Raw genomic sequence first — 19,672 nt, 5'->3', positions numbered from 1 at the left:
TCGAAATTTCAGAAGCCGCGCAGCGACTTGGTGACGACTCGACGGCCCGGCAGATCCCGCTGGATCTGCTGCTTGGCCCAGAAGACATCGGTACGGCACACCATGAAGCTGTAGGTGGTGCCTTCCGCCTTGACTTCCTGTTCCGCGTTGAAGGCGCAGGCGGGGTGCTGGCACATCATCTGCATCATGATCGATTCCCCTTTCCCGAGGAATACGGGCAGGCGGGGTCGGCAGGCATAAGACCAGTACCGACCCCGCGCCACGATTTGTTGACGGCAACAGAGGGTTGCCAGGGCCGGGAGAGTAGGAGCCAGAAACGCTCCCGGACCAGATGGGATCAGGTCAGCGGACCGAAGGCCGCTTCATGCGAAGACACCAGAGGCTCACACAGCACGGTGAGCGAAGAACCTCACTTGGCCGCCGAGGCACCAGCCTTCGGCTTCAGCGAGATGGCACGGAACGCGACGCCGTTACGCCCGTTGGTCGCCCACGGAATGGCCTCCAACTGCTCGACAGCGACGAGCTGTCCCACCGTCACGCCCGGCTTCTCTCCCGCCGTGGTGATGGTGATGATCTCGCCACCGGTCTCGTCGAGCACGAAGACCTGGGTGGACCACATGAGCCGGCCAGTGTTCTTCTCCGACCGCTGGTTGCCGTTCTGGTCGTTCTTCGGCTCCGGGTCCCTCGTCACCTGAACCTGCTTGCTCTGGGTGTCCACGTACAGCTTCACAACAAACCTCCTGTGTCTCGGGCCAGGTAGTGAGCTTGTCCCCGGTGGACTTTCTGCTCTTGGCCTCTGCGGTCAAGACTCCCGGAAAGCGGGGGACAGCCCATCCGATGGGCTGGACGACTATGGGACGTCTCAGCTACCTTGTAGTCGTCCTAAAGTCGTCCCTTGAGGAGTGTCCGATGCCGAACGACCGGCTACGCGATGCCATCCTGCGCAACGGCCTCACTCCCGTCGCCGTAGCGGAGCGGATCGGGGTCGACGCGAAGACCGTAGAACGGTGGATCACCCAGAATCGGACGCCCTACCCGCGTCATCGACACGCCATCGCGGCGATGGTGCGCGAAGACGTCCCGTATCTCTGGCCGGAGGCAGTGACACCGGAACGGGCGTCGAAGATCGGGCAGAGCGAAATGGTCCAGCTCTACTCCCGGCGGTCCTCGGTGCCGAACGACCTGTGGCGTCGACTGATCGAACGGGCCGAGCAGCGCATCGACGTACTGGCCTACGCGGGCCTATTCCTCGTGGAGCAGGACCCGATGCTTGTCGACGTCCTGCGTCAAAAGGGCCTTGACGGCGTAACGGTGAACATCCTGCTCGGCGATCCGACCAGCGCCGCGATCGAGCGAAGGAGTGTCGAGGAGGGTGCGCCCGGCGTGATGGCCGCGAAGATCCGGCAGGTTCAGGGGTACTACAAGCGGCTTGACGATGCGCCCGGGGTGAACGTGCTCTACCACGACACGACCCTGTACAACTCGATCTACCGCTTCGATGACGAGATGTTGGTCAACATGCACGTCCTCGGTTTCCCGGCGCCCCACGCGCCCGTCATGCACCTGCGCAAGCTCAACGGCGGCGACCTGTTCCGCACCTACTCCGACAGCTTTGACCGGATCTTGGGCGTCTCGAAGCGCCGGCCCGGCGACGAGGTGGCAGCCTAGAGGCATGGCGAGAACCGAGCACTACCACGACCCGAACGCGCCGAAGGCCAACAGCATCGTCGTAGCCGTTTCCGTCTTCGTCCGGGACGAGCAGGCCCGGGTGCTGCTCATCCGGCGCACCGACAACGGTCTGTGGTCCCTGCCCGGCGGTGGTCAGGAGATCGGCGAATCGGTCGCCGAGACGGCAGTCCGGGAGACCCGCGAGGAGACCGGCATCAGCGTCGAGGTGGTCGGCATGGTCGGCGTCTACTCCGACCCCGGTCACGTCATCGAGTACTCAGACGGCGAGGTACGGCAGCAGTTCTCGCTCTGCTTCCGCGCCGTGCCGGTCAGCGGCATCCCGACCCCGAGCGACGAGTCACACGAAGTCCGGTGGGTTGCCCGCGACGAGCTGGCCGCGCTCGACATCCACCCGTCGACCCTGCTTCGCATCACCCACGGCTACGAGGAACGCCCCGAGCCCTACATCGGCTGAGCGACGCTGCCCGCAAGCCGGCGCTGAGTCCTTTGCACGGCGGCGACCATCTCCGGTTCCGCCCGACCGATGAACCGGGTCACCAGGTGCTCCGGTCCGTACCGCGACCGGATCTCCGCGAGCCGTTCCAACACCTCGAAGTCCTGGCCGTCCGGCCCGGTCGTCATGTCCGAGAAGCAGAGTCCGTCGGTCACTGCGGTCTCCTCCCGAGGGAACTCGGCGGCCAGGACGTCACCGAGCCCACGTTCCTCCGCTTCCAGCCATGCGCAGGAGTGATGAGCCACCAAGGCGGCAATGCGCTCGTTGAATCGCTCACGCCGCAACCAGCGGCCACCGTCGAGGGAGTGAAAGCCGGTGTCGACGAGGTCGGGGCTGTAGCCCACATCATGCAGCCACGCCGACGCCACGAGCACCGCGCGATCCTCGGCCGGGACTGCCGTGCTGATCCGGTCCGCCTTGGCGGCCACCGCCTGGACGTGACTCCACCGACGAGGCAACGGCGTCTCCAACAGGTGTCGCGCAACTTCCCGAGCGGTATCGACGAGGTCGGCCATCCCGCCAGGGTACGGAGCGACCCGGTCCCCGCACCATCCCGTGTCCAGTCACCGACGGCCGGGGCGGCCGGCTGCCGGCGATGTGGTTCAAACTTTCTGTACGTCTTCAAGGCGGCCCTGAACGGGCCGCACGCGCCGCCGCCTGGGCGCGCGTCCGTCGCTCCGCTGGCGCTCCGACTCCGGCCACGCAACACGCCCGGCGGCTGGCGCGGAAGCGGAAAGCCCAGGGGGCCGCCGCAGAACGACAGGCCGTTTGACCGGGTGGTGGGGGGCCGGTAGCCGGCCGGGCCGCGCGGCCACGAGCCCGCGCGGCGCAGGGAAGGGCACGTCGGCCGCGTCGGCGAACTGGCGGCGGTCGCGGGGTTGCGGTTACTGCGCCTCCGGCGGGGGCGCTCGGGCTCCGAGATGGTTGCAACCCCGTCGGCCTCTTGCGGTCCGTGGGTGGTTGCACGAGCCATCCCGTCTGCCGACGACCCGGGCAAGCCGAGCAGACCACCGCCCGACCCGCCAGCGTCCGAACGAGCGTCAAGGCCGTCTTGACGTGGCGGGCCGGGCGGTAGCCCGCTCCCCTAGAGGGCGGGTCGACGGCAGACGGGATGGCTTCTTCGTGATGGAGAGGTGGCCGCGAGACTTGCGCTCTAATTTGGTGATCCAGACGAGGCTTGACCGATTTGGCCTGGAAGCGAAAGGTCCACCTTGCGAGACTGGCTGACTTCCGTTCCCAGTCCGCGCTTCCGGCTCATGTCCTGGCATCTGAGGATCATCTCTATCATCGGCCAGTTTAGGCGTCGTTCGAAATCGTCAATGTCACAATCCTCAATCAATTTGTCGAGGAAAGATTCAATCCATCCATGCCGCCTATCGCCATTTCGGCCCAGGAGGAGGCGCCACTTAACCTTGGTGCTAACCGCTATATCCACCTGATAGGCAGATACCTCATCCAATCTTTTACCTAAAGTGTAGCTAAAATACGACGAGGGGAAGTTTGTCATAAATCCTCGCGCGTCCACTTCGATGGATATTTTGATGCCTTGATTTTCAATAACGAGGGAGTTCTTGTGCCTCTCGACTCGGCTTCTGCGTGGCAGTGTCAAGCGGAGTTGATGGTAGTAGAACTTGCCAAAAATTGATACGACTTCACGGTTCTGGGGTGTGTCGTCAAACCCCGGGCGATCCGCGACGTCCCTTGACAGCATTTCGAGTACGCGATTGCTTAGCAGGATGGCGGGAAGCTCTTGTCTGGTGAAGGTAGTCACCTCGTCATCTTGCTTGTCGTCATTGAAGTAGCTAGAGAGGTGTAGCCCCAGCCGTGTGAGTACGAAGTATTCGCCAAACTCCTTCAGTAGCCGTGTTCCAGCGGATTCACGCCAACGTGCGGTGCCAGGTGCGAGGTCAAAATCCCACGACTTGCTCGGCGGGTCATTGAGCCACTGCTTTTCAAGGGCGGCATTCTCGCGGAATGTCGCGCCCGCTATTTGACTAACCTCTTCGCCGAACTCGTAGCCCGGCGTGTAGAGCACCGCTAGCGATTCCTTATCAATTACGACGCCCGCTTCTATGGTAACGGTTTGTTGTTTGGTTGACAGCCGCGTGTACGTGACGAAGGCCAAGGGTATGGTCAGCGCAAGGGTCGCCACTCCAGATGCAGCAAGTGGGCTGAGATAGTCGTAAATGACAGAGCTGAATAGGTTTACGGCGATGGCTAGTGTGGTGGCGAGGAGGACAAGCTCAACAAGTTGGGCGCGACGCAGCCGCATGCCTGATATTGGGTTGCGGTCCGTGGAGGTATTCATACTCGCCCCTGGGGTGGTAAGCGTGGGAGTCCTGATCGTAGCCGTCTCGGCCAAGCAAGTGGACGCCGCAGTCTAACCCGTGGCCCAGGTCTGACGACGACACTTCGATCGCCGATCAACTCGCCCGCCCAGTGGGCGGTATCAGATGGCCGATCACAATAGACGTTGTGCCGCCAACAGAGGTACACCCCGAGCAGCCCTGTCGCTGCCGACAGCAGCGGTGACAGCAACAGGGCCGGACAGTGAGAGCCGCAGCCGTCCGGCGGCGGATCAACGCCCGACGTCAGAGATGTGCACGGATGGGGCTGGACGGAGCGCCCAGAACTTACAAGCGACAGGTCGACCTGGGTCGTCTCCGGGCCGTCTGGGCTGTCGCGGGGTCGGCGGATCTGCTCGCTCGCGAGGAAGGGGGTGGCGGGCCGCTGCCATGATGGCGCGGTGAAGCTTGACCGAACCACACGGAAGCTCCTGGTCGGCTGCCTCGTTGCCGGAGCTGGCGCGGTGGTTCTCTCCGTTGCTGCAATCGTCCTGGCGAAGAGCGTGTCTACGCCGGACCTGAAAGCCTCCGACTTCATCGCCCTGTTCGCCTTGCTGGTCAGCGCCGCCGCGCTCGGTCGTCCTTGGTGGAACGAACGCCTGGCATCGATCGAGGTCCGCAGCGAAGAGTACCGCCGGGTTCGTGGGGACCGGGTGTCCAGTGAGTATCGATACGTGGTGAAGAACCATGGCCCCGCCCAAGCCCGCTCAGTCGAGGTAACGTTCTTTCATGTCAACAAGCCGGTGGAAATGCATGTTGTGGGCTTCAACCATCGGACCAGCACGCCGCTTCTGCATCCCGGTGAAGAGATGCACATGAACATGGTCGTGACCTACGGCCAAGAGTTGCCCGACAAGGTGGTTGTGACGTGGATTGACCGCCGGGTTGGCCACCAGTCGCAGGAGTTCTACCCGAGCCTTCGTGACGTGTAGGCCGGAGGAGGCGGGATGGAGTACCCGATTTGCCAGAAATGCGGCGCGGCCATTGGTGACAAGAGACTGCATGACCGATGGCACACGGATCTTGAGCGGGAACTGAAAAACAAAATCGCCGAGGTTATGAAGGAGATTGACCGTCAGGTTGCGCGAGCGCGGCTTGGTCGTCCGCGGTGACCTCAGCGCCCCTCTTGGTGCGGCGGTACTCCAGTGGACAGATTCGGAACATGCGCGAATGATCAAGCGCATCGCAGGCGAGCCACCGGACGAATGACCTGCAAGGAGCAGGGCTTCCCCAGTAGGCGCTATACCCTTCCTAAACCGTGTGCGGCAGCAGCACCGACAGCAGCGCTGACAGCAACCGGCCGGGACGAGGCAGCCGCCAGCCGCCGAGCGCGGACAGTCGCCCGAGGTCGCAGACATGGACGGACCCTGCCGGACGCCCCGCACAGAGCTTGTAAGCGAGATGTCGGGCAGCGGCGAGGCAGCAGGAAGGCAGCGCGAGCGTCGATGCGGGTCGACCCCGGACGTGAACCGACGGCGCCCGACGCCTGTGTATTGACACCGACCGCCAACGCCTGACAGGAACCGACAGGTTGGGTCCGCATCCCCCCGACGGGGGTCGTCCCTTTCCCATGGAAGCGCTCCCGTTGCACACGGTCGAGTCGAATGCGGCGTCCGGTTGCAGCCGGGTGCCGCTGTGCTGTGGCGGCGCTGCGCCGATCGACCGTCAAGCATCCCGCGTGTGGCGTCATAGCACAGGCCCGCGATTTGTCCGTCGGGTCGCTGACAGATAGTCCACTAAGAGTGCCCTGCTCAATGGCCGTCCGCAGAAGATACGGAAGCGGATGACCGGACTACCGCACGACCGCCCGCATCGTCGTACGGGCGGGTAGGAAGCAGGCCAGGGCCCGGCCGTGCCGGTCGGTGACCACCCACGGGTGCCCCACGTACGTCTGCTGGCGGTAGGACCGGCCGGCGTCGAGCACCTTGTACTGCCGGCGCTGCCCCTGGTAGTCGAGCCAGTAGACGACGACCCGTGAACTGCGGGCGTTGACGAACTCGACGTACGTCGAGGGGCCGTTCGAACTGGACCGCAGCGAGTGTTCCTGCCAGCCCGGCAGCGCGGTCAACTCGGCCGGTCCGGGCGGGTTCGTCGGCGGCTTCGGCGTGGGGCGGGGCGGAGTGGTCGTCGGCGCCGGCCGGGGCGGCGTGGTGGTCGCGGCGGGGCGGGACGTCGTACCCGTAGCGGGTCGGTGGGGCTGGCGGGGCGGTGCCGGGGGTGGCGCGACCGGGGTCGCGGCACGGGTGGCCATCGAAGCCGGGGCGGGCGAGTAGTCGGCGACCGGCGTGGGGCTCTCCACGGCCGCGAGATCCGGGCGATCGGCGATCCAGGAGGGTGTCGCCGGGAGGGCGGCACCGTCGCGCTTGGGTCCGGACCACAACGGTGACAGGGCCAGGACAAGGCTGGTCACCAGGCCGAACGCCACGGTGGCCAACAGCAGCGTCCGTCCGATGCCGGCGGGTTCGACGGCGTGCACGGGGGACGGCAGCGGGTCGCTCGGTGACCCGGACGCCGGGATGTCGATCAGGTGCCGGCCGGTCGGGGGGACGAGGTACGGCGGCAGCGTCTGGCGGTACCGGGGTGCCGGAAGCCAGCCACCGATGCGCAGGGTGGGGGGTGTGTCGTCGGGTGAGTCGGCCATGGCCCCGTTTCCGAGAGCGGCGGATGCCACCTTCGCGGTGGCGGTCACGATTATCTGCGTACGAGGCGGTATGCCGTCAATCACTCGGGCGGGGTGAACAGGACGTTTTTTCGCGTTCTTCATCGGGACGGCACCGCTGCGGCCGGCGTCGTTCGGTCGTCCCGGCCCTCCGTGCGGTGTGCCGGAGATGCCCCGCTGCTGGTCAGTGCCCCCTACCGGGTCGACGGAGGCGTCGAAGGGCCGACCGGGAAGACCTTGACGGCCAGCCCGGTCGTGATCCCACCACCGAAGCGGCATAACAGATCACCGGCCGTGGCGGGGGTTGTCCACAGGTCGTCCCGTTGTCCACAGGGGCGGCGGCGCGGACGGCACGGACCGGACACGACGGCGCAGGGTCTGTCCCAGCAACCCCGAGCGCTGGAGGCCGTGATGCCACCCCGTACCTCCCTTCCGCCGTACCGACGACTGCCGCTGCTGGTCACCTCCGACGGCGACCTCCTCGACGAGTTGCTGCGGCTCGCCGCAGCGGGCGGCACCGAGGTGGAGGTGGCCGCCGATCCGGCCGCCGCCCGGTCCCGCTGGCTTCCCGCGCCCCTGGTCCTCGTCGGCAGTGACCAGGCCCAAGCCTGCCTGCGGGCCCGGTTGCCCAGGCGGCCCCGGACGGTGCTGGTCGGACGGTCGGGGGAACTCGACCCGAGCTGGGAGATCGCCGAGTTGATCGGGGCCGAGCACGTCGCCACCCTGCCCGCTGCCGAACCATGGCTGGTCGACCGGTTCGCCGCGTGCGCGCCCGGCGGCGAACCGGCGGCACCGGCCCGGACGGTCGCCGTGCTCGGCGGTCGGGGAGGGGCCGGGGCGAGCGTCCTCGCGGGTGGCCTGGCCGTCACCGCCGCCCGCGCCCACCTGCGCACCCTGCTGGTCGACGCGGACCCGCTCGGCGGCGGGCTCGACCTGGTGCTCGGCTGGGAGGACCTGGACGGGCTGCGCTGGCCGTCGCTCACCGACGCCGACGGCCGGGTCGACGCGCCCGCCCTGGTCCGCGCCCTGCCGCACCGGGGCGACCTGGTCGTCCTCTCCTGGGACCGGGGCGAGCCGCTGGCCCTGCCCGCCCCGGCGATGGCCGCCACCCTCGACGCCGCCCGCCGGGGCCGGGACTTCGTCGTCGTCGACCTGCCGCGCCAGCTCGACGACGCGGCCGTACTCGCCCTCCAGGCCGCCGACCAGGCGTACGTGGTGGTGCCCGCCGAACTGCGGGCGACCGCTGCGGCGGCCCGGGTGGTCGCGGCGACGGCTCCGCACTGCGCCGCACTGGGGGTGATCGTCCGGGGGCCCGCCCCGGGCCGGCTGCGCGCGGCCGAGGTGGCCCGTGCCCTCGGACTGCCGCTCGCCGGCACGCTACGCCCCGAACCTGCCCTGAGCCGGGGGCTGGAACGCGGTGAGGCACCGGCCGCCGCCGGCCGGGGACCGCTCGCCGCGCTCTGCCGGCAACTGGTCACCGACCTGACCGGGCTGCCCGTGCCGGGTGCGGCGTGACCGGGCGACCCGAGGAGTTCGCTGCCCGGGTCCGGCAGCGGATGGCCGACACCACCACGCCGGTCACCCCGGCGGCGATCGTCTCCGCCGTACGCGCCGAACCGTCCGCCGCCGTCCTCGGTGACACCGCCGTGCTGCGGATCGCCGACCGGGTGCACGACGACCTGGTGGGTGCCGGGCCGCTCGCCCCGCTGCTCGCTGATCCCGAGGTGACCGACGTGCCATGCGCCGAACGTGACCCAGGATTCAGCGGTGCAGGCCGCTGGCCAGGCGGCGGCGGATCCGCGACACGGCGTCGGCGGTCTCCGGGTCCATGCCCCGGGTGGGCAGCGGGTAGACGTTGGGTCCGTACGTGCGGGGGTCGGCGGCCTCCCGCGTACCGCCGACCTCCCCGGCGCGGAGGAGGTGGCTGGCGGTCATCCAGAGGACCAGGTCGCCGAGGGCGAGCACGATCAGTTCGGCGAGGGCCGGCCGGAGGGCGGTGAAGGCGTAGACGGTGAGGGCGGCGAAGAGGAGCAGGGCGGCGGCGGCGATGGTGACGCCGAGGCGGTGCATGAGCATCTCCGATCGGTGGTACGGGGAGGGTGATCGGAGGTCGGGTGCGGTCCGGCCTCCTGGCAGGTGGGTGGCACCTCCTGGTGGTCCGATGGCCGGGACTGCGGGGACGGGGTTGTCGCAGGTCCGGCTGTAGGGATCGGACTACTGTACGAGATCTTTCGTTCGTATGTGAGATGCCTGTGACGGGTGTTTGCATCGACGCACCGTGCAACTTGCACACGCTGTGCAGGGATGCCTGCCGCCCGTAATAACGCATAGACGCGCGCCTCTGGCATGTCGGGTGGTATGGGGCATGTCGGGCCGGGTGTGTCGGGTGCGCGACGGCGGGATCTGTGGATCGTGACGCCGGGGACGGGTCGGACAGCCGTTGTCAAGATCGCCGATCTTGACGTTTACTTGGCCACCAACTCCACCTGGTCCGCCCGATACCTACCCCGCTCCCGGCCGCCGACCGTCACCACGATCACCGCCGTCATCGCCCCCGGCGCGATCCCCAGCTCAACCCTGTCCGCCTCCGTCGGCATCCGCACACGCACCCGGCCGCCCCGCGGCACCGACACCACCGTCGGCTGATCCTGCTCGACCACCCGGGCACCGTAGCCGCGCTCTACGACAATCAGGCCCTCGTCGCGCAGCACCCGCAGGGCTCGGCGGACCGTCTCCCGGCCGAGGCCGTGCTCCTGGCCGATGCGCAGGGTTGACGGCAGCAGCTCTCCCGGCGGCGGCTGGCCGGCCGCGATCTGCTCGCGTAGGACGTCGGCGAGCTGCCGGTAGACGGCCCTCTCTGCCGCCGAGTTGATCACTAGTGGACGGTATGCCGTGCGACCCGCCGGTGATCCTAGGGGCCCAGGGGGCCCAGGGACCCTCGTAGAGTGCTGGGAACGGCACCCTCTGCGACGGCAGGAGGCACCATGACCGACCCGCACCAGCACACCTGGCCCGGCGGACGCTGCCCGGACGGCCGCGAGGTCCCCCAACCCGCCACCGCCCGGCCGGCCCCGGCGCGCTGGCCTGGCTGGGTCATCGCCGCCGTGGTCCTGGTTCTCACGGTGGCCGGCATCGCCGGGTGGTGGCAGCGGTGACCGGGATGGCGGACGACATCGGCCAGGGCGGCGACCCGGCCGTCGCATCGGTCATCGTCCAGGTGCACCAGCGGTGCCCGGCCTGCGCGGCGGGCCGGTGTGAGACGGGGCGGTGGGCGGCCGAGCTGCTCGCCCGGGTGCGGGCGGAGCGGGCCTGAGCACACGACAGCCCCCGACCAGCGCGGTCGGGGGCTGCTCTGCGTCAGGGGGTCAGGTGTCGGGCTGGCCGGCCTTGCGCAGGACAGCCGACCGGCGAAGCTGGTAGATGCCGCGCCGGGACAGCGGTTTGTACCGCCACCCGGTGCCCTCGTCGCCCCACTCTTCGGCGCGCTGCTCCTCGTCGGCCAGGGACCGCTGCACGGTGCGGGTCGACACCTCCAGGGCCGCAGCCGCCTCGGTGACGCTCATCCACTCGCCGCTCAACGCGCGCTCCCCGCTCCGGTGGTATCTGCCCACGGATGATCGCACGACTGACACGCCCGTCATAACCACAGCGACACGCTAACCGTGTCGCGACAGTTGCGCCAGAGGCGACAGACGCGCCATGATGTGCGGCATGCAGATCCCTGAGTCGATCCGACCCACGGTCGACGCCGTCCTCACCTGGCTGACCGGCTACGGCCAGCCCCTGCTCTTCGGTGCCGGTGCGGTGGGCGCGCTGCTCGCCCTGGGCCTGATCTGGAAGTTCCTCCGCACCGGCCAGGTGCACGAGCGCCTCGGCCTGGTCGCGGTCACCTTGGCCACGCTCTTCGCGATGGAGGGCATGTACGAGGTCGCCCACGGCCCCCTCGGCCTCGGCGACGCCGGCAGCCTCATGTTCTGCGCCACGTTCGAGGTGGTGATGCTCCACCAGGGCAGCCTCGCCGCCCACAAGCTCGCCGCCGCCATCGACGGCCAGACCCCCGACATCAGCCGGCACATGCGGTTCGTGTGGATCGTCGCCGCCGCCTCCGGCGTCATCGCCTCCACCGCCTCCAGCTCGCTGACCGAGGTGGTGCTCCGGCTCGTCACCCCGCCGCTGGCCGCCGGCATCTGGTACATGAGCCTCTACGCCGACGTCGAGCCCGCCGAGCGGCAGCCGTCCCGGTGGATCTGGACGCCGCAGCGCATCGGCGTGCGCCTCGGTCTGCTCAAGCCGGGCACCGTCGACGATCTGACCGAGGTGTTCGCGCAGCGGCGCATCGTCGCCCTGGTCGACGCAGGCATGGAGCTGTACGTCCAGCAGCAGGCCCTCCGACTGCGCGGCGACCAGCCGGCAGAGCCGGCGCGGTGGTGGCGTCGCCGGCAGGCTGACCCGCTCGCGGCGGCGCTGCGCCGGCTCCAGCAGCTCACCAAGGCGGCCGACGCCGAAACCGTCGCCGCTGCCCGCGAGCAGCTGCGCCGGGTGCTGTCGATCGAGACGGAGCTGTTCCGCGACGACACCCAGCCGACCGAGCGCGAGCGGGAACTGATGGACGAGTTGCGGCTCGTCATGCGGCAAGCCACCGACCGGCTCAGCGCCGAGCACCACAGGGCGTTCGGGGCGGACCGCGGTGAGCCTCTGGTGGAGCTGGGCGGGATCAGGATGCCGGCTCACATCGCGACCCAGATCGGCCCGCCGCCGGCTCACGTCCCGGCTCAGACGACCCCCGCCCGTGAGCCCGCCGCCGAGCCGGTCAGTGAGCCGGTCGCCCCGGCCCGTCGTGAGCCGGACAGTGGCTCACCGGTGAGCCCCGCAGCGGCTCACGCCCCGGCTCAGCGGCGGGTCACCGAGCGGCTCACCCGACCGGCTCAGACCGACAACGCGAAGCGGCTCACCCAGGCTCACGCCCGGCTCACCAAACGGCTCACGCGGGAGCCCACCAACGCCGAGTTGGTGGAGTCCACGGGGCTCAGCCTCGCGACCGTCAAGCGCTGGAAGACCCGCACCAACCCGACCATGAAGGAGAACTGAGATGGCCGACCGCAACGTCACCCGCCGGCTGGCCCGCGACCTGGGCGTCAACCGCGACGGCCTGCCCCAGGCCCTGGAGCGCGAGGAACGCGCACGAGCCGACCGGCAGGAGCAGCTCGACCGAGCCCGCGCGATCACCACCGCCCACGATGAGGGCCGCCACTGCGGCGCCGACTGCGGCATCTGCCGGCAGGCCGGCCGAACCCTCTGACCCAGCACCCGGGGCGCGGCTCACCGACTGGACATCGCGCCGCGCCCCGAGCCCACTCACCCGAAGGAGAGCACCAACATCATGACGACCACCTACTACGTGCGCGGCCAGGTCCCCCAGGACTCGCCGCTGCAGGCCCTCGCCGGCCGCACGGTGACCCTGCCGGCGGCCGGCCCGATCGAGGCGGCCGTGCGCGCCGCCGAGCTGGCCACCGTGCACGCCGACCCGGTGATCGTGCCGGCCCGGTACGTGCCGTGGACGCCGATTGCGCTCGGGCTGACCGGCGCGATCGTCGCGGCCCTGGCCGCCACCCTTACCGCCGCCAGCACCGGCCACGACCTGGCGTTCTGGGTCGCGGCCGGCACCGTGGCCGCGCTGGCCGCCGCCCTGGTGACCGTCCTCGTGCACCTGGAGATGGACCGATGAGCGCTGCGTTCGGATTCCTGGTCATCGCGGTAGCCGCGCTGCTGGCGTGGATCGCCCAGCTGAAGCACAAGCGGGCCACGGCCATCGGCCTGGTCGTGCTGGTCGGCATCCTGGTCGGTAACGCGCCGGGCACCATCGGCGACTGGTCGGAGAGCGCCGCCGACTTCGTGTACGAGCTGCCCAAGACGATCAGCTCGATGGTGGGCTGACGTGCGCACCATCGAGGCCGCCCTGCTGGGGGCGTCGGGGGCGGTGATTGCCCTGCGGTCCCCGACGGTCCGGCAGGCGGCGGCGCGTGGGGTGGTGCGGGCCGGCCGGGCTGCGGGCCCGGTAGCGGCGCGGGCGGCCGGCCGGGCCGGCCAGTCGGCGTCGCGCCGATACAGCACCGTGCGGGCGAGCTGGGCGGACCGCCGCCCGGCCCGACCGGTGCGGTGCCTGGACCCGGACTGCGTGTGGACACAGGCGCGGCCGTCGTCGGCGGAGTTGCTGGAGCACCTGCGCACCGCCCACCGGCCCGCCGGCGACTCCACCCCGGCCCCCACCGGCACCGGGCCGGGGTCGGCCCCGGCCGGCCCCGCCCGGCCGGCGGTGCCGGTGGACGACCGGCCGGCGGAGCGCATCACCGAGGTCGCGCCGGGCGTCCGGATCGGCCACCAGATCACCGAGGTAATCGACAAGATTGGATTGCATATGGATGAGTTCCGGACTGTGAGCAGGGCGCTTGCCCAGGCGGGCGAGATCGAGCCGAAGAGCCTGCTCGGCCTGCTCGACGCCTGCACCGGTCTGCTGACCAGCATCGCCGGTTTGTCCGCTCTGATCACCGACGTCGCCGAGCACGCCGACACCACGATGTGGGTCGACCTGCGCGCCGTCGGCCCGCTGTACGAGGCGGCGGCCGGGGTGATGGCCGAGGGCGAGGCCATCCGGCGGGCGATGAAGCGGATCAACGACCTGTACGCCGAGGAGATCGCCGTCGAGCACAAGCAGGACGACGGCAAGGTTCGCTCGCTCAACCCGCAGGTCGTCAACGCGGCCTGACCCGAACCCCTGCCCCGGGCGGCACTTCCCCGCCGCCCGGGGCAGGGGCTTCCGCCCGTAGAGAGGAGGGCCACCGGTGGCCCGACGTAACCCGAATCCCCGCTACATCCGCTCGGAGCCGATCCCGGCCGCCGAGCCCGCCCGCCAGCAGCGGACCGGGCAGGCCCCGCCGACCCGGTCGGCGATGCGCCGGTGGCTGCGCCGGCACCGCTGGCAGCTGGTCCCCGCCGAGGTGGCCGGCGGCGCGTACCTGGTGGCCGGGCTGGCCGACGTCGCGCCCACCTACGGGTACGGGACGCTGGCCGTGGCCGGTGCCGCAGGCCTCGCCCTGGCCCAGCGGCTCAGCCCCGCCGAGCAGCTCTACGGCCGGCTCGTCGTCGGCGGGGCCGCCGGCTGGGTGGTCCTGGCCGACCTGGCCGGCCCGTGGTCGCTCGGCGCGGCCGCGCTCTGGGCGGCCGGACTGTGGGCCGGCGGCACGCCGTGGTGGCGGTCGCACCGGGTCCGCGGTCGCATCCGCGTCGACGAGCTGGTCGAGGCGTGGCCGGACTGGTCGCACCGGGCCGGCCTCGGTGGCGTGCGCGTGGTCAGCGGGACCGCCGGCCGGGTGTACGACCGGCTGCGCCTGGAGGTCGTCCGGGGCCAGCAGCGAGCCCGGCACGTGGTCGACCACCTCGAAGACCTCGCGTGCGTGCGCGGCGTCCCGGTGTGGCGGCTGCGGATCGACCCGCAGGGCGGCGGCGAGGACCCCGGCCAGCTCGACCTGCTCATCACCCACACCGACCCGTGGCGCGACGAGCGCGGACAGCCGGTCCCGCTGCCGCACCCGGCCACCGAGGACCTCGCCGCGTGGTGCCGGCCGACCAGCATGGTCGACCCGATCCCCTGGGGCGTCTCCGCCGACGGGCCGGCCGCGTCGCTGGCGGTGCGCAACGACCGCGGCGGCCGGGCGGTGGCCATCGCCAGTAAGAAGGGCGGCGGGAAGACGGTGCTGCTGCACAACCTGCTCGCGGGCCTGTGCCGCATGGTCGACGTCGACATCGCGGTGATCGACTGCAAGGAACACGGCAAGGCGTCCCAGCCCTGGGCGCCGCGGCTGATCCGTCGGGCCACCAACCCGGCCGACGCCATCGCGCTGCTGCGGTGGGCCGCCGACGAGAACGACCGACGCGGCGCGGCCGCCCCGGACTCCGTGCTCAAGCCGACCGCGCGCCGTCGCGCCCTGGTCGTCGTCATCGACGAGTACGGGGCCCTGGTCCTGGCCGACGAGAACGCGAAGGAGTGGACCGAAGCCCTGGCCCGCAAGATCCGCTCGGCGTCGGGGGCGCTGATCATCGCCGACCAGCGCCCGGATCACAGCACGTGGACCGGGGCACTGCGCGGCCAGCTCGACGAAGTCGTGGTCGGGCTGCTGGAGAACCGCCGCGACGTGAAGGCCATCCTCCCCTCGACCGAAGGGGTGGACCCGACCGAGTTCACCCTGCCGGGGCAGATGGTCCAGCAGGCCGGCAAGCGCGGTCGGCAGATCGAGTCGCGCACCTGGCACCTGGAAGACCCGGCCGACATCGCGGCCATCGTGCAGGCGTGCCGGGACCGGTGGCCCGACGAGCAGGTCACGGACGCATCGCCCAACACCTCAAGATCAACTAGCGAGATGGAGCAGACCATGGAACTCCCCCGAGGAGCCGGAGCTGAGCAGGTCCGCGCCCAGATCCGCGACGCCCTGGACGCCATCGCCGGCCAGGACCACACCGGCGTCCCGGACCTGTCCGTCGACGAACTGCGCCGACGCGCCCAGGCCACCCCGCCCCCTCCCCCAACCGCCGAGGAGAACACCCTCGACGAGCGGATCATGGGGGCGCTGCGGGCCGCGCCCGCCGAGGGGATCGCCATGGCCGACCTGGTCGAGCAGGTGGGAGCACCCCGCAGCACGGTGCAGGTGCGATGCTCGGCCCTGCGCAGGAAGGGGAGGGCCTACGCCCAGCCAGCGCGCGGCGCACACGCCCGCTGGCACGTCACGCAGAGTACGCAGCCGGCAATGTCCAACGCCTAATGCCTAACACCTCAGCCCAGCCCAGAACGGGGAGGCGCGTGCGCGCAGGCGCGCGAGACATTGGGCGATAGGCATTACCCAGAGCGACAGCAGCGCCCCCGTCGGCCAGATGCCGAGCGGGGGCGCTGCGTCGTGCGGGGAGGGGGGAGGGCTAAGGGAGGTCGTCGTCCTCGGCCGGCGGCTCCACGGTCAGCACCGCACCGCTGTCGCCGACCGCGTACCGGCCAGGGGCCAGCACCTGGCCGCCGACGGACAGCGCCTCGCCGTCGAAGTGGATGTCGCCGGGTGGAAGCGGTGGAAGCGGGAGCGGCTCGTCGACGGGCGCGGGCTCTGCGGGGTCGGTGCTGGTGCCGCGCCAGCCGTGGCCGGGACGGCTGGCCTGCCAGGCGTCGATCGTGGCGGGCCGCCAGGCGGGCGAGCGGCCGATCATCCGGTCGGGCTCGGGCAGGTCGCCGCGGCTGCGCATGCGGTGGACGCTGGCGGTCTGGATGCCGAGGCGGGCGGCGAGTTCGGCGCTGTCGAGGTAGTCGGTCACGGCATCAACCTACGTTGTCTAGTTGAGCTTGACAAGCCCAGTGCATCCCACTAACGTTGTCCATGTCAGCAGGACAACGTTAGGCAGGGAGACGGACATGCAGACCACCATCCAGGACAGCGCCACCGACACCGACGTCCAGGACATCCGCACCGCCCGCCACCTCGCCGAGCAGCTCAAGAACATGCAGCCGGGCAGCATGGGCTACCGGGCCACCGTCCGGCGGTACCGGGCGATCGTCGACCGGCTCGGCTACGACCCCATCAGCTGACCCGCCCCGGGGGCCGGCCACCCAGCCGGCCCCACCCCACCCCCCAGCAGAGGAGCCCGACCGTGCCGACCATCGCCGCTGTCCGCTACGCCCACGCCCTCGCCGAGGACATCGCCGACGCCCTCCGCGCCGCCCCCCACGCCGCCGGCCGCATCAGCGTCCGCGAGGACGTCGACGCCGGCACCTGGGCCGTCCGCGTCACTGCCGGCCGCACCTACTACGACCTGCTGATGCCGGGCCCCGGCGCGGTGTACTCGCTGTGGCGGCGCGGCCGGTGGCTCGGCGGGATCGGCCTGACCACCGACGCGACCCCGGTCGACGTGGCCCTGACGCTGCTACGGCGCATCGAGCAGACCCTCTGACCCGGGACGCACTGCGGCCCCGCCCCCACGCGGGGAGCGGGGCCGCTGCCGTCAGATCCCCGACGATCACCCGCCACCGTGGCCGGCCGCCGGTACGGTGCCCGGCATGACGATCGACCCTCAGGCCGGCATGCCGGCAGAGCCGGGCCCGCACGCGACCACCGAGCCGATCACCCCGCCGCGCCGGGCCCGCCGCTGGCCGTGGATCGTCGGAGCGGTGGTCGTCGTCGCGGCCCTCGCTGGTGGGCTGACCTGGTGGCTGGTGCCGACGACCGAGGATGAGGCGATCGACCGGTGCCACGACGCGATCCGCGACAAGCTCTACGCCCCGTCGACGGCCGCGTTCGCCGACGAGGTGGAGCGGGACATCGAGGTCGGGATCTACCGGCTGAACGGCGAGCTGGACGCGCAGAACAAGCTCGGCGGGACGATCCGGGGCGAGTATTTCTGCGTGCTGCGGCACGAGGAAGACGGGAGCTGGGTGACGATGGAGGCTCGGGTCATCTCACGCTGATCCTGCTGACGACGAAGCGACCCCGCCCTCCCAGAGGAGAGCGGGGTCGCTGACGTTTGGTCGGCACCTCCCGGGACGTCACCGGGGAGCACCGCGCCGCCGATCTTACCGGCGGGACTGCATGAGCCGGGCGACGGTCGCCGGGGACCACACCCGGGACCGGCCGACCGCCATCACGACCAGCGGCGCGACGACGGCCACCACGCCGAGGATCGCGGTCTGCTGTTCGTCGGACACCGGCAGGCCGAATGCGGTCAGCAGCGCCAGCACGGCGGTGACCGCCGCGGTGACCACGCCGACGGTGACCAGCGGCTCGGTGGCCGACTCCGGCGAGGGGATCTGGGTCATGGGTACCTCCAGGTACGACGGAGCCCGGACCCCGCTGGTCCGGGCTGAGGGGTTGCGCTTTCCTGCCGGGTCAGGCCGGGCAGTCGTACGTCCGACGCAGGTCCGCGATCTGCGCCGCGATCTCCCGCCCCGCCGGAGTCTGCGGCGGGGCGGACCGGTACGCCGAGTCGAGGGCCACGACCACCCCGCAGCTTCGCTGCTGGGCCACCTCCGCAGCCCGCAGCGCCCGAGCGGCCACCAGCACCGCTACCGCCAGAGCCACCACGGCGGTCAGCAGCACCACCATCAGCACCCGCCAGCCGCGCTCCGTCACGGGTCAACCGCCCCGGACGACGCTGCCGGCGACGATGACGGCGACGGCGACGACGAGGGCGACGACGGAGAGCCAGATCCGTCCGAGGTCTCCGCGTCGCGTCGGAGCCCCCGGGCCCCGACCACCGCCGGGCCGGTGAGCAGGGTCAGCGCGGCGAGGATGAGCGCCTCGGACGGGGTCGGCGCGACCCACGTCTGCTGCACGATGATGCTCAGGCCAGCCAGGACGCAGCCGATATCCCGTAGACCCCTGGTGAGTGGCTCCAGCCTCACTCACGTGCCTGCCCCAGGCGGGCGCTCAGCTCGTCGACGACCTGCGCGGCGACGGTCGGCGGGATCGCCGCCGCGATCCGGGCCGGGTCGAGGTGTGCCAGCAGCGCCGGGGCGAGGTCGGCGGCGAGCTGCGCCTCGTCGACCAGGTCCCGGCCGGCCAAGGCGGCGAGGTCGGTACGCAGGGCGGCGACCTGCGCGCCGATGCCGGCCACCGCCTCGAAGAGCCGATTCGGCTCGACGCGACGCTTCGGCTCGCCCTCGATCTGGTAGTCGGCGGCGGTGCCCGCGAGCAGGGCCGCCGCCCGGTTGGTCGTCGCCCACGCGATCTTGTCCTGTGCCACGGGTGCCTCCACGGGTTTCGGGGCCTGGATGAGGCCGATGCTGATGAGGTAGCGCCGGAACAGCGAGGTGAGATCCCGCCCGGCCTTGATCGCGTCGCGGAAGAAGCTGAAGTGGGTGTGCCACAGGTGCGAGTCGTCGCCGGAGCTGCGCTTGCCCAGCCGGTCCCACCGCCGGACGACCTTGCCGTCGGGCGAGTAGATGATCTCCCTGATGTCCCGGGTGTCCGGAGCGCCGGCCTGGCACTGGGCATCGCACCAGGTGGAGAACGTCCGCAGGTTGTGGGTGACACCACCGACGCGGACGCTGAACGTGCCGACGTCCAGTCCGGCGGCGTAGAGGGTGAGGCCGGTCCGGTCGCGGGACGACTCCACCACCGAGTAGTCGCCGGACACCACCCGGTCGGAGCCACAGTGGTAGCCGCCCCGGTGGGCCGGATCACCGACGATCCCCACCGCGGCGGGATCGAGTCCCTTGATCGTGTCGAGCAGGAGCCGGCGGACCGCCAGCAGGTTGGCCGGAGCCGTTGTCATGACGCCTCCTTGACGGGCATGGGTTTGACGGGTACGAGGTCGAACGTCGTGTCACAGCCCGCGCAGTACAGCCGGCACGGCGACCCGTCGACCGGGGTCAGCCGGTGCTGTGTCACCGCGCATTGCCGGCGGCGTAGCTCGGCCTCGGCCTCGGCCAGGGTGTAGAGCGGCTCTTCGTCCATGCTG

General features: G+C 70.6%; 30 protein-coding genes and 1 pseudogene. 17 read left to right on the top strand and 14 right to left on the bottom strand.

Annotated elements, in window-relative coordinates:
- Positions 1-8: 8 nt before the first annotated feature.
- Together ACWCHM_RS26330 and ACWCHM_RS26325 are read right to left on the bottom strand one after the other, a co-directional pair.
- Entirely contained in the window at positions 9-188 is a 180-nt protein-coding gene (locus ACWCHM_RS26330; protein WP_454220230.1) for a hypothetical protein, read from the bottom strand.
- Between the two features lie 221 nt (positions 189-409).
- A complete protein-coding gene (locus ACWCHM_RS26325; RefSeq protein ID WP_088643449.1) occupies positions 410-730 on the bottom strand; it encodes a hypothetical protein in 321 nt (106 codons plus the stop codon).
- A gap of 179 nt (positions 731-909) precedes the next feature.
- Between ACWCHM_RS26325 and ACWCHM_RS26320 the strand changes: the two genes are divergently transcribed.
- Both ACWCHM_RS26320 and ACWCHM_RS26315 read left to right on the top strand, forming a co-directional pair.
- Positions 910-1,668: an XRE family transcriptional regulator gene (locus ACWCHM_RS26320; protein ID WP_454220229.1), complete on the top strand. Its 759-nt coding sequence runs from the start codon at positions 910-912 to the stop codon at positions 1,666-1,668.
- A 4-nt stretch (positions 1,669-1,672) separates the two neighbouring features.
- Positions 1,673-2,143, top strand: coding sequence for an NUDIX domain-containing protein (locus ACWCHM_RS26315; RefSeq protein ID WP_454220228.1), 471 nt, complete (start codon positions 1,673-1,675; stop codon positions 2,141-2,143).
- Here the strand turns inward: ACWCHM_RS26315 and ACWCHM_RS26310 are convergent.
- Positions 2,131-2,697: an HD domain-containing protein gene (locus tag ACWCHM_RS26310; protein WP_454220227.1), complete on the bottom strand. Its 567-nt coding sequence runs from the start codon at positions 2,695-2,697 to the stop codon at positions 2,131-2,133. The genes ACWCHM_RS26315 and ACWCHM_RS26310 overlap by 13 nt on opposite strands.
- 638 nt (positions 2,698-3,335) lie before the next feature.
- Positions 3,336-4,454, bottom strand: a complete 1,119-nt coding sequence (locus ACWCHM_RS26305; RefSeq protein WP_454220225.1) for a hypothetical protein — start codon at positions 4,452-4,454, stop codon at positions 3,336-3,338.
- Positions 4,455-4,928: 474 nt separating this feature from the next.
- On the opposite strand from ACWCHM_RS26305, the gene ACWCHM_RS26300 reads away from it, so the two are divergent.
- On the top strand, positions 4,929-5,459 hold the full coding sequence (locus tag ACWCHM_RS26300) for a hypothetical protein (protein WP_454220224.1): 531 nt from the start codon (positions 4,929-4,931) through the stop codon (positions 5,457-5,459).
- A 15-nt stretch (positions 5,460-5,474) separates the two neighbouring features.
- Positions 5,475-5,639: a hypothetical protein gene (locus tag ACWCHM_RS26295; protein ID WP_454220222.1), complete on the top strand. Its 165-nt coding sequence runs from the start codon at positions 5,475-5,477 to the stop codon at positions 5,637-5,639.
- Between the two features lie 680 nt (positions 5,640-6,319).
- Here ACWCHM_RS26295 and ACWCHM_RS26290 read toward each other — a convergent pair.
- Positions 6,320-7,168 (bottom strand): VHL beta domain-containing protein, encoded by an 849-nt coding sequence (locus ACWCHM_RS26290; RefSeq protein WP_281901107.1) that lies wholly within the window; start codon positions 7,166-7,168, stop codon positions 6,320-6,322.
- 429 nt (positions 7,169-7,597) lie between these two features.
- Here ACWCHM_RS26290 and ssd point away from each other — a divergent pair, with 429 nt between their 5' ends.
- Together ssd and ACWCHM_RS26280 are read left to right on the top strand one after the other, a co-directional pair.
- Positions 7,598-8,701 carry a septum site-determining protein Ssd gene (gene ssd, locus ACWCHM_RS26285; protein ID WP_454220221.1) on the top strand — a complete coding sequence of 368 codons (1,104 nt, stop codon included), beginning with the start codon at positions 7,598-7,600 and terminating at the stop codon, positions 8,699-8,701.
- Positions 8,702-8,742: 41 nt separating this feature from the next.
- Positions 8,743-8,922, top strand: a pseudogene (locus ACWCHM_RS26280) (TadA family conjugal transfer-associated ATPase); the annotation flags it as partial.
- 25 nt (positions 8,923-8,947) lie between these two features.
- Here the strand turns inward: ACWCHM_RS26280 and ACWCHM_RS26275 are convergent.
- Together ACWCHM_RS26275 and ACWCHM_RS26270 are read right to left on the bottom strand one after the other, a co-directional pair.
- Entirely contained in the window at positions 8,948-9,262 is a 315-nt protein-coding gene (locus ACWCHM_RS26275) for a hypothetical protein (protein ID WP_454220220.1), read from the bottom strand.
- A gap of 389 nt (positions 9,263-9,651) precedes the next feature.
- Positions 9,652-10,062 (bottom strand): winged helix-turn-helix domain-containing protein, encoded by a 411-nt coding sequence (locus tag ACWCHM_RS26270; protein ID WP_454220218.1) that lies wholly within the window; start codon positions 10,060-10,062, stop codon positions 9,652-9,654.
- Positions 10,063-10,170: 108 nt separating this feature from the next.
- Here ACWCHM_RS26270 and ACWCHM_RS26265 point away from each other — a divergent pair, with 108 nt between their 5' ends.
- Together ACWCHM_RS26265 and ACWCHM_RS26260 are read left to right on the top strand one after the other, a co-directional pair.
- A complete protein-coding gene (locus ACWCHM_RS26265; protein WP_454220217.1) occupies positions 10,171-10,341 on the top strand; it encodes a hypothetical protein in 171 nt (56 codons plus the stop codon).
- Positions 10,342-10,346: 5 nt separating this feature from the next.
- Positions 10,347-10,499 carry a hypothetical protein gene (locus ACWCHM_RS26260; RefSeq protein WP_454220215.1) on the top strand — a complete coding sequence of 51 codons (153 nt, stop codon included), beginning with the start codon at positions 10,347-10,349 and terminating at the stop codon, positions 10,497-10,499.
- A gap of 52 nt (positions 10,500-10,551) precedes the next feature.
- Here ACWCHM_RS26260 and ACWCHM_RS26255 read toward each other — a convergent pair whose 3' ends face one another.
- Complete coding sequence (locus ACWCHM_RS26255; RefSeq protein WP_454220213.1) at positions 10,552-10,764, bottom strand: hypothetical protein; 213 nt, start codon at positions 10,762-10,764, stop codon at positions 10,552-10,554.
- Between the two features lie 133 nt (positions 10,765-10,897).
- On the opposite strand from ACWCHM_RS26255, the gene ACWCHM_RS26250 reads away from it, so the two are divergent.
- The 6 genes from ACWCHM_RS26250 (at position 10,898) to ACWCHM_RS26225 (ending at position 15,999) form a co-directional block, all read left to right on the top strand.
- On the top strand, positions 10,898-12,274 hold the full coding sequence (locus ACWCHM_RS26250; protein WP_454220211.1) for a hypothetical protein: 1,377 nt from the start codon (positions 10,898-10,900) through the stop codon (positions 12,272-12,274).
- Between the two features lies 1 nt (position 12,275).
- On the top strand, positions 12,276-12,485 hold the full coding sequence (locus ACWCHM_RS26245) for a hypothetical protein (RefSeq protein ID WP_454220210.1): 210 nt from the start codon (positions 12,276-12,278) through the stop codon (positions 12,483-12,485).
- A gap of 81 nt (positions 12,486-12,566) precedes the next feature.
- On the top strand, positions 12,567-12,911 hold the full coding sequence (locus ACWCHM_RS26240; RefSeq protein ID WP_454220209.1) for a hypothetical protein: 345 nt from the start codon (positions 12,567-12,569) through the stop codon (positions 12,909-12,911).
- Positions 12,908-13,120 carry a hypothetical protein gene (locus tag ACWCHM_RS26235; protein ID WP_454220208.1) on the top strand — a complete coding sequence of 71 codons (213 nt, stop codon included), beginning with the start codon at positions 12,908-12,910 and terminating at the stop codon, positions 13,118-13,120. The genes ACWCHM_RS26240 and ACWCHM_RS26235 overlap by 4 nt, the downstream gene beginning before the upstream one ends.
- Before the next feature lies 1 nt (position 13,121).
- A complete protein-coding gene (locus ACWCHM_RS26230; RefSeq protein ID WP_454220207.1) occupies positions 13,122-13,949 on the top strand; it encodes a hypothetical protein in 828 nt (275 codons plus the stop codon).
- Between the two features lie 76 nt (positions 13,950-14,025).
- Positions 14,026-15,999, top strand: a complete 1,974-nt coding sequence (locus ACWCHM_RS26225) for a hypothetical protein (protein WP_454220206.1) — start codon at positions 14,026-14,028, stop codon at positions 15,997-15,999.
- A gap of 151 nt (positions 16,000-16,150) precedes the next feature.
- Here the strand turns inward: ACWCHM_RS26225 and ACWCHM_RS26220 are convergent, their stop codons facing one another.
- Positions 16,151-16,534 carry a helix-turn-helix transcriptional regulator gene (locus ACWCHM_RS26220; RefSeq protein WP_454220205.1) on the bottom strand — a complete coding sequence of 128 codons (384 nt, stop codon included), beginning with the start codon at positions 16,532-16,534 and terminating at the stop codon, positions 16,151-16,153.
- A 97-nt stretch (positions 16,535-16,631) separates the two neighbouring features.
- Between ACWCHM_RS26220 and ACWCHM_RS26215 the strand changes: the two genes are divergently transcribed.
- The 3 genes from ACWCHM_RS26215 (at position 16,632) to ACWCHM_RS26205 (ending at position 17,681) form a co-directional block, all read left to right on the top strand.
- Positions 16,632-16,805: a hypothetical protein gene (locus tag ACWCHM_RS26215; protein WP_454220204.1), complete on the top strand. Its 174-nt coding sequence runs from the start codon at positions 16,632-16,634 to the stop codon at positions 16,803-16,805.
- A 62-nt stretch (positions 16,806-16,867) separates the two neighbouring features.
- The gene (locus ACWCHM_RS26210) at positions 16,868-17,167 is read left to right on the top strand and encodes a hypothetical protein (protein ID WP_454220202.1); all 300 of its coding nucleotides are present in this window, start codon (positions 16,868-16,870) and stop codon (positions 17,165-17,167) included.
- Positions 17,168-17,273: 106 nt separating this feature from the next.
- A complete protein-coding gene (locus tag ACWCHM_RS26205) occupies positions 17,274-17,681 on the top strand; it encodes a hypothetical protein (RefSeq protein ID WP_454220200.1) in 408 nt (135 codons plus the stop codon).
- A gap of 105 nt (positions 17,682-17,786) precedes the next feature.
- Here the strand turns inward: ACWCHM_RS26205 and ACWCHM_RS26200 are convergent, their stop codons facing one another.
- The 5 genes from ACWCHM_RS26200 to ACWCHM_RS26180 all read right to left on the bottom strand — a co-directional run bounded on the left by ACWCHM_RS26200 (position 17,787) and on the right by ACWCHM_RS26180 (position 19,668).
- The gene (locus tag ACWCHM_RS26200; protein ID WP_454220199.1) at positions 17,787-18,029 is read right to left on the bottom strand and encodes a hypothetical protein; all 243 of its coding nucleotides are present in this window, start codon (positions 18,027-18,029) and stop codon (positions 17,787-17,789) included.
- A gap of 70 nt (positions 18,030-18,099) precedes the next feature.
- Positions 18,100-18,342: a hypothetical protein gene (locus tag ACWCHM_RS26195; RefSeq protein ID WP_454220197.1), complete on the bottom strand. Its 243-nt coding sequence runs from the start codon at positions 18,340-18,342 to the stop codon at positions 18,100-18,102.
- Positions 18,339-18,545: a hypothetical protein gene (locus ACWCHM_RS26190; RefSeq protein WP_454220196.1), complete on the bottom strand. Its 207-nt coding sequence runs from the start codon at positions 18,543-18,545 to the stop codon at positions 18,339-18,341. Before ACWCHM_RS26190 ends, ACWCHM_RS26195 begins: the two co-directional genes overlap by 4 nt.
- Before the next feature lie 65 nt (positions 18,546-18,610).
- On the bottom strand, positions 18,611-19,486 hold the full coding sequence (locus ACWCHM_RS26185; protein WP_454220195.1) for a hypothetical protein: 876 nt from the start codon (positions 19,484-19,486) through the stop codon (positions 18,611-18,613).
- On the bottom strand, positions 19,483-19,668 hold the full coding sequence (locus ACWCHM_RS26180) for a hypothetical protein (RefSeq protein ID WP_454220194.1): 186 nt from the start codon (positions 19,666-19,668) through the stop codon (positions 19,483-19,485). Before ACWCHM_RS26180 ends, ACWCHM_RS26185 begins: the two co-directional genes overlap by 4 nt.
- Between the last annotated feature and the right edge of the window lie 4 nt (positions 19,669-19,672).

The organism is Micromonospora sp. SCSIO 07396, from assembly GCF_053667945.1.
This window is presented reverse-complemented; position numbering and strand designations above follow the sequence as displayed.

Excerpts from the sequence above, each read along its gene's own strand:
- ACWCHM_RS26330 (WP_454220230.1), bottom strand. The coding sequence starts at position 188 with ATGATGCAGATGATGTGCCAGCACCCCGCCTGCGCCTTCAACGCGGAA.
- ACWCHM_RS26320 (WP_454220229.1), top strand. The coding sequence starts at position 910 with ATGCCGAACGACCGGCTACGCGATGCCATCCTGCGCAACGGCCTCACT.
- ACWCHM_RS26315 (WP_454220228.1), top strand. The coding sequence starts at position 1,673 with ATGGCGAGAACCGAGCACTACCACGACCCGAACGCGCCGAAGGCCAAC.
- ACWCHM_RS26310 (WP_454220227.1), bottom strand. The coding sequence starts at position 2,697 with ATGGCCGACCTCGTCGATACCGCTCGGGAAGTTGCGCGACACCTGTTG.
- ACWCHM_RS26305 (WP_454220225.1), bottom strand. The coding sequence starts at position 4,454 with ATGCGGCTGCGTCGCGCCCAACTTGTTGAGCTTGTCCTCCTCGCCACC.
- ACWCHM_RS26295 (WP_454220222.1), top strand. The coding sequence starts at position 5,475 with ATGGAGTACCCGATTTGCCAGAAATGCGGCGCGGCCATTGGTGACAAG.
- ACWCHM_RS26290 (WP_281901107.1), bottom strand. The coding sequence starts at position 7,168 with ATGGCCGACTCACCCGACGACACACCCCCCACCCTGCGCATCGGTGGC.
- ssd (WP_454220221.1), top strand. The coding sequence starts at position 7,598 with ATGCCACCCCGTACCTCCCTTCCGCCGTACCGACGACTGCCGCTGCTG.
- ACWCHM_RS26275 (WP_454220220.1), bottom strand. The coding sequence starts at position 9,262 with ATGCTCATGCACCGCCTCGGCGTCACCATCGCCGCCGCCGCCCTGCTC.
- ACWCHM_RS26265 (WP_454220217.1), top strand. The coding sequence starts at position 10,171 with ATGACCGACCCGCACCAGCACACCTGGCCCGGCGGACGCTGCCCGGAC.
- ACWCHM_RS26260 (WP_454220215.1), top strand. The coding sequence starts at position 10,347 with ATGGCGGACGACATCGGCCAGGGCGGCGACCCGGCCGTCGCATCGGTC.
- ACWCHM_RS26250 (WP_454220211.1), top strand. The coding sequence starts at position 10,898 with ATGCAGATCCCTGAGTCGATCCGACCCACGGTCGACGCCGTCCTCACC.
- ACWCHM_RS26245 (WP_454220210.1), top strand. The coding sequence starts at position 12,276 with ATGGCCGACCGCAACGTCACCCGCCGGCTGGCCCGCGACCTGGGCGTC.
- ACWCHM_RS26240 (WP_454220209.1), top strand. The coding sequence starts at position 12,567 with ATGACGACCACCTACTACGTGCGCGGCCAGGTCCCCCAGGACTCGCCG.
- ACWCHM_RS26235 (WP_454220208.1), top strand. The coding sequence starts at position 12,908 with ATGAGCGCTGCGTTCGGATTCCTGGTCATCGCGGTAGCCGCGCTGCTG.
- ACWCHM_RS26215 (WP_454220204.1), top strand. The coding sequence starts at position 16,632 with ATGCAGACCACCATCCAGGACAGCGCCACCGACACCGACGTCCAGGAC.
- ACWCHM_RS26205 (WP_454220200.1), top strand. The coding sequence starts at position 17,274 with ATGACGATCGACCCTCAGGCCGGCATGCCGGCAGAGCCGGGCCCGCAC.
- ACWCHM_RS26200 (WP_454220199.1), bottom strand. The coding sequence starts at position 18,029 with ATGACCCAGATCCCCTCGCCGGAGTCGGCCACCGAGCCGCTGGTCACC.
- ACWCHM_RS26185 (WP_454220195.1), bottom strand. The coding sequence starts at position 19,486 with ATGACAACGGCTCCGGCCAACCTGCTGGCGGTCCGCCGGCTCCTGCTC.
- ACWCHM_RS26180 (WP_454220194.1), bottom strand. The coding sequence starts at position 19,668 with ATGGACGAAGAGCCGCTCTACACCCTGGCCGAGGCCGAGGCCGAGCTA.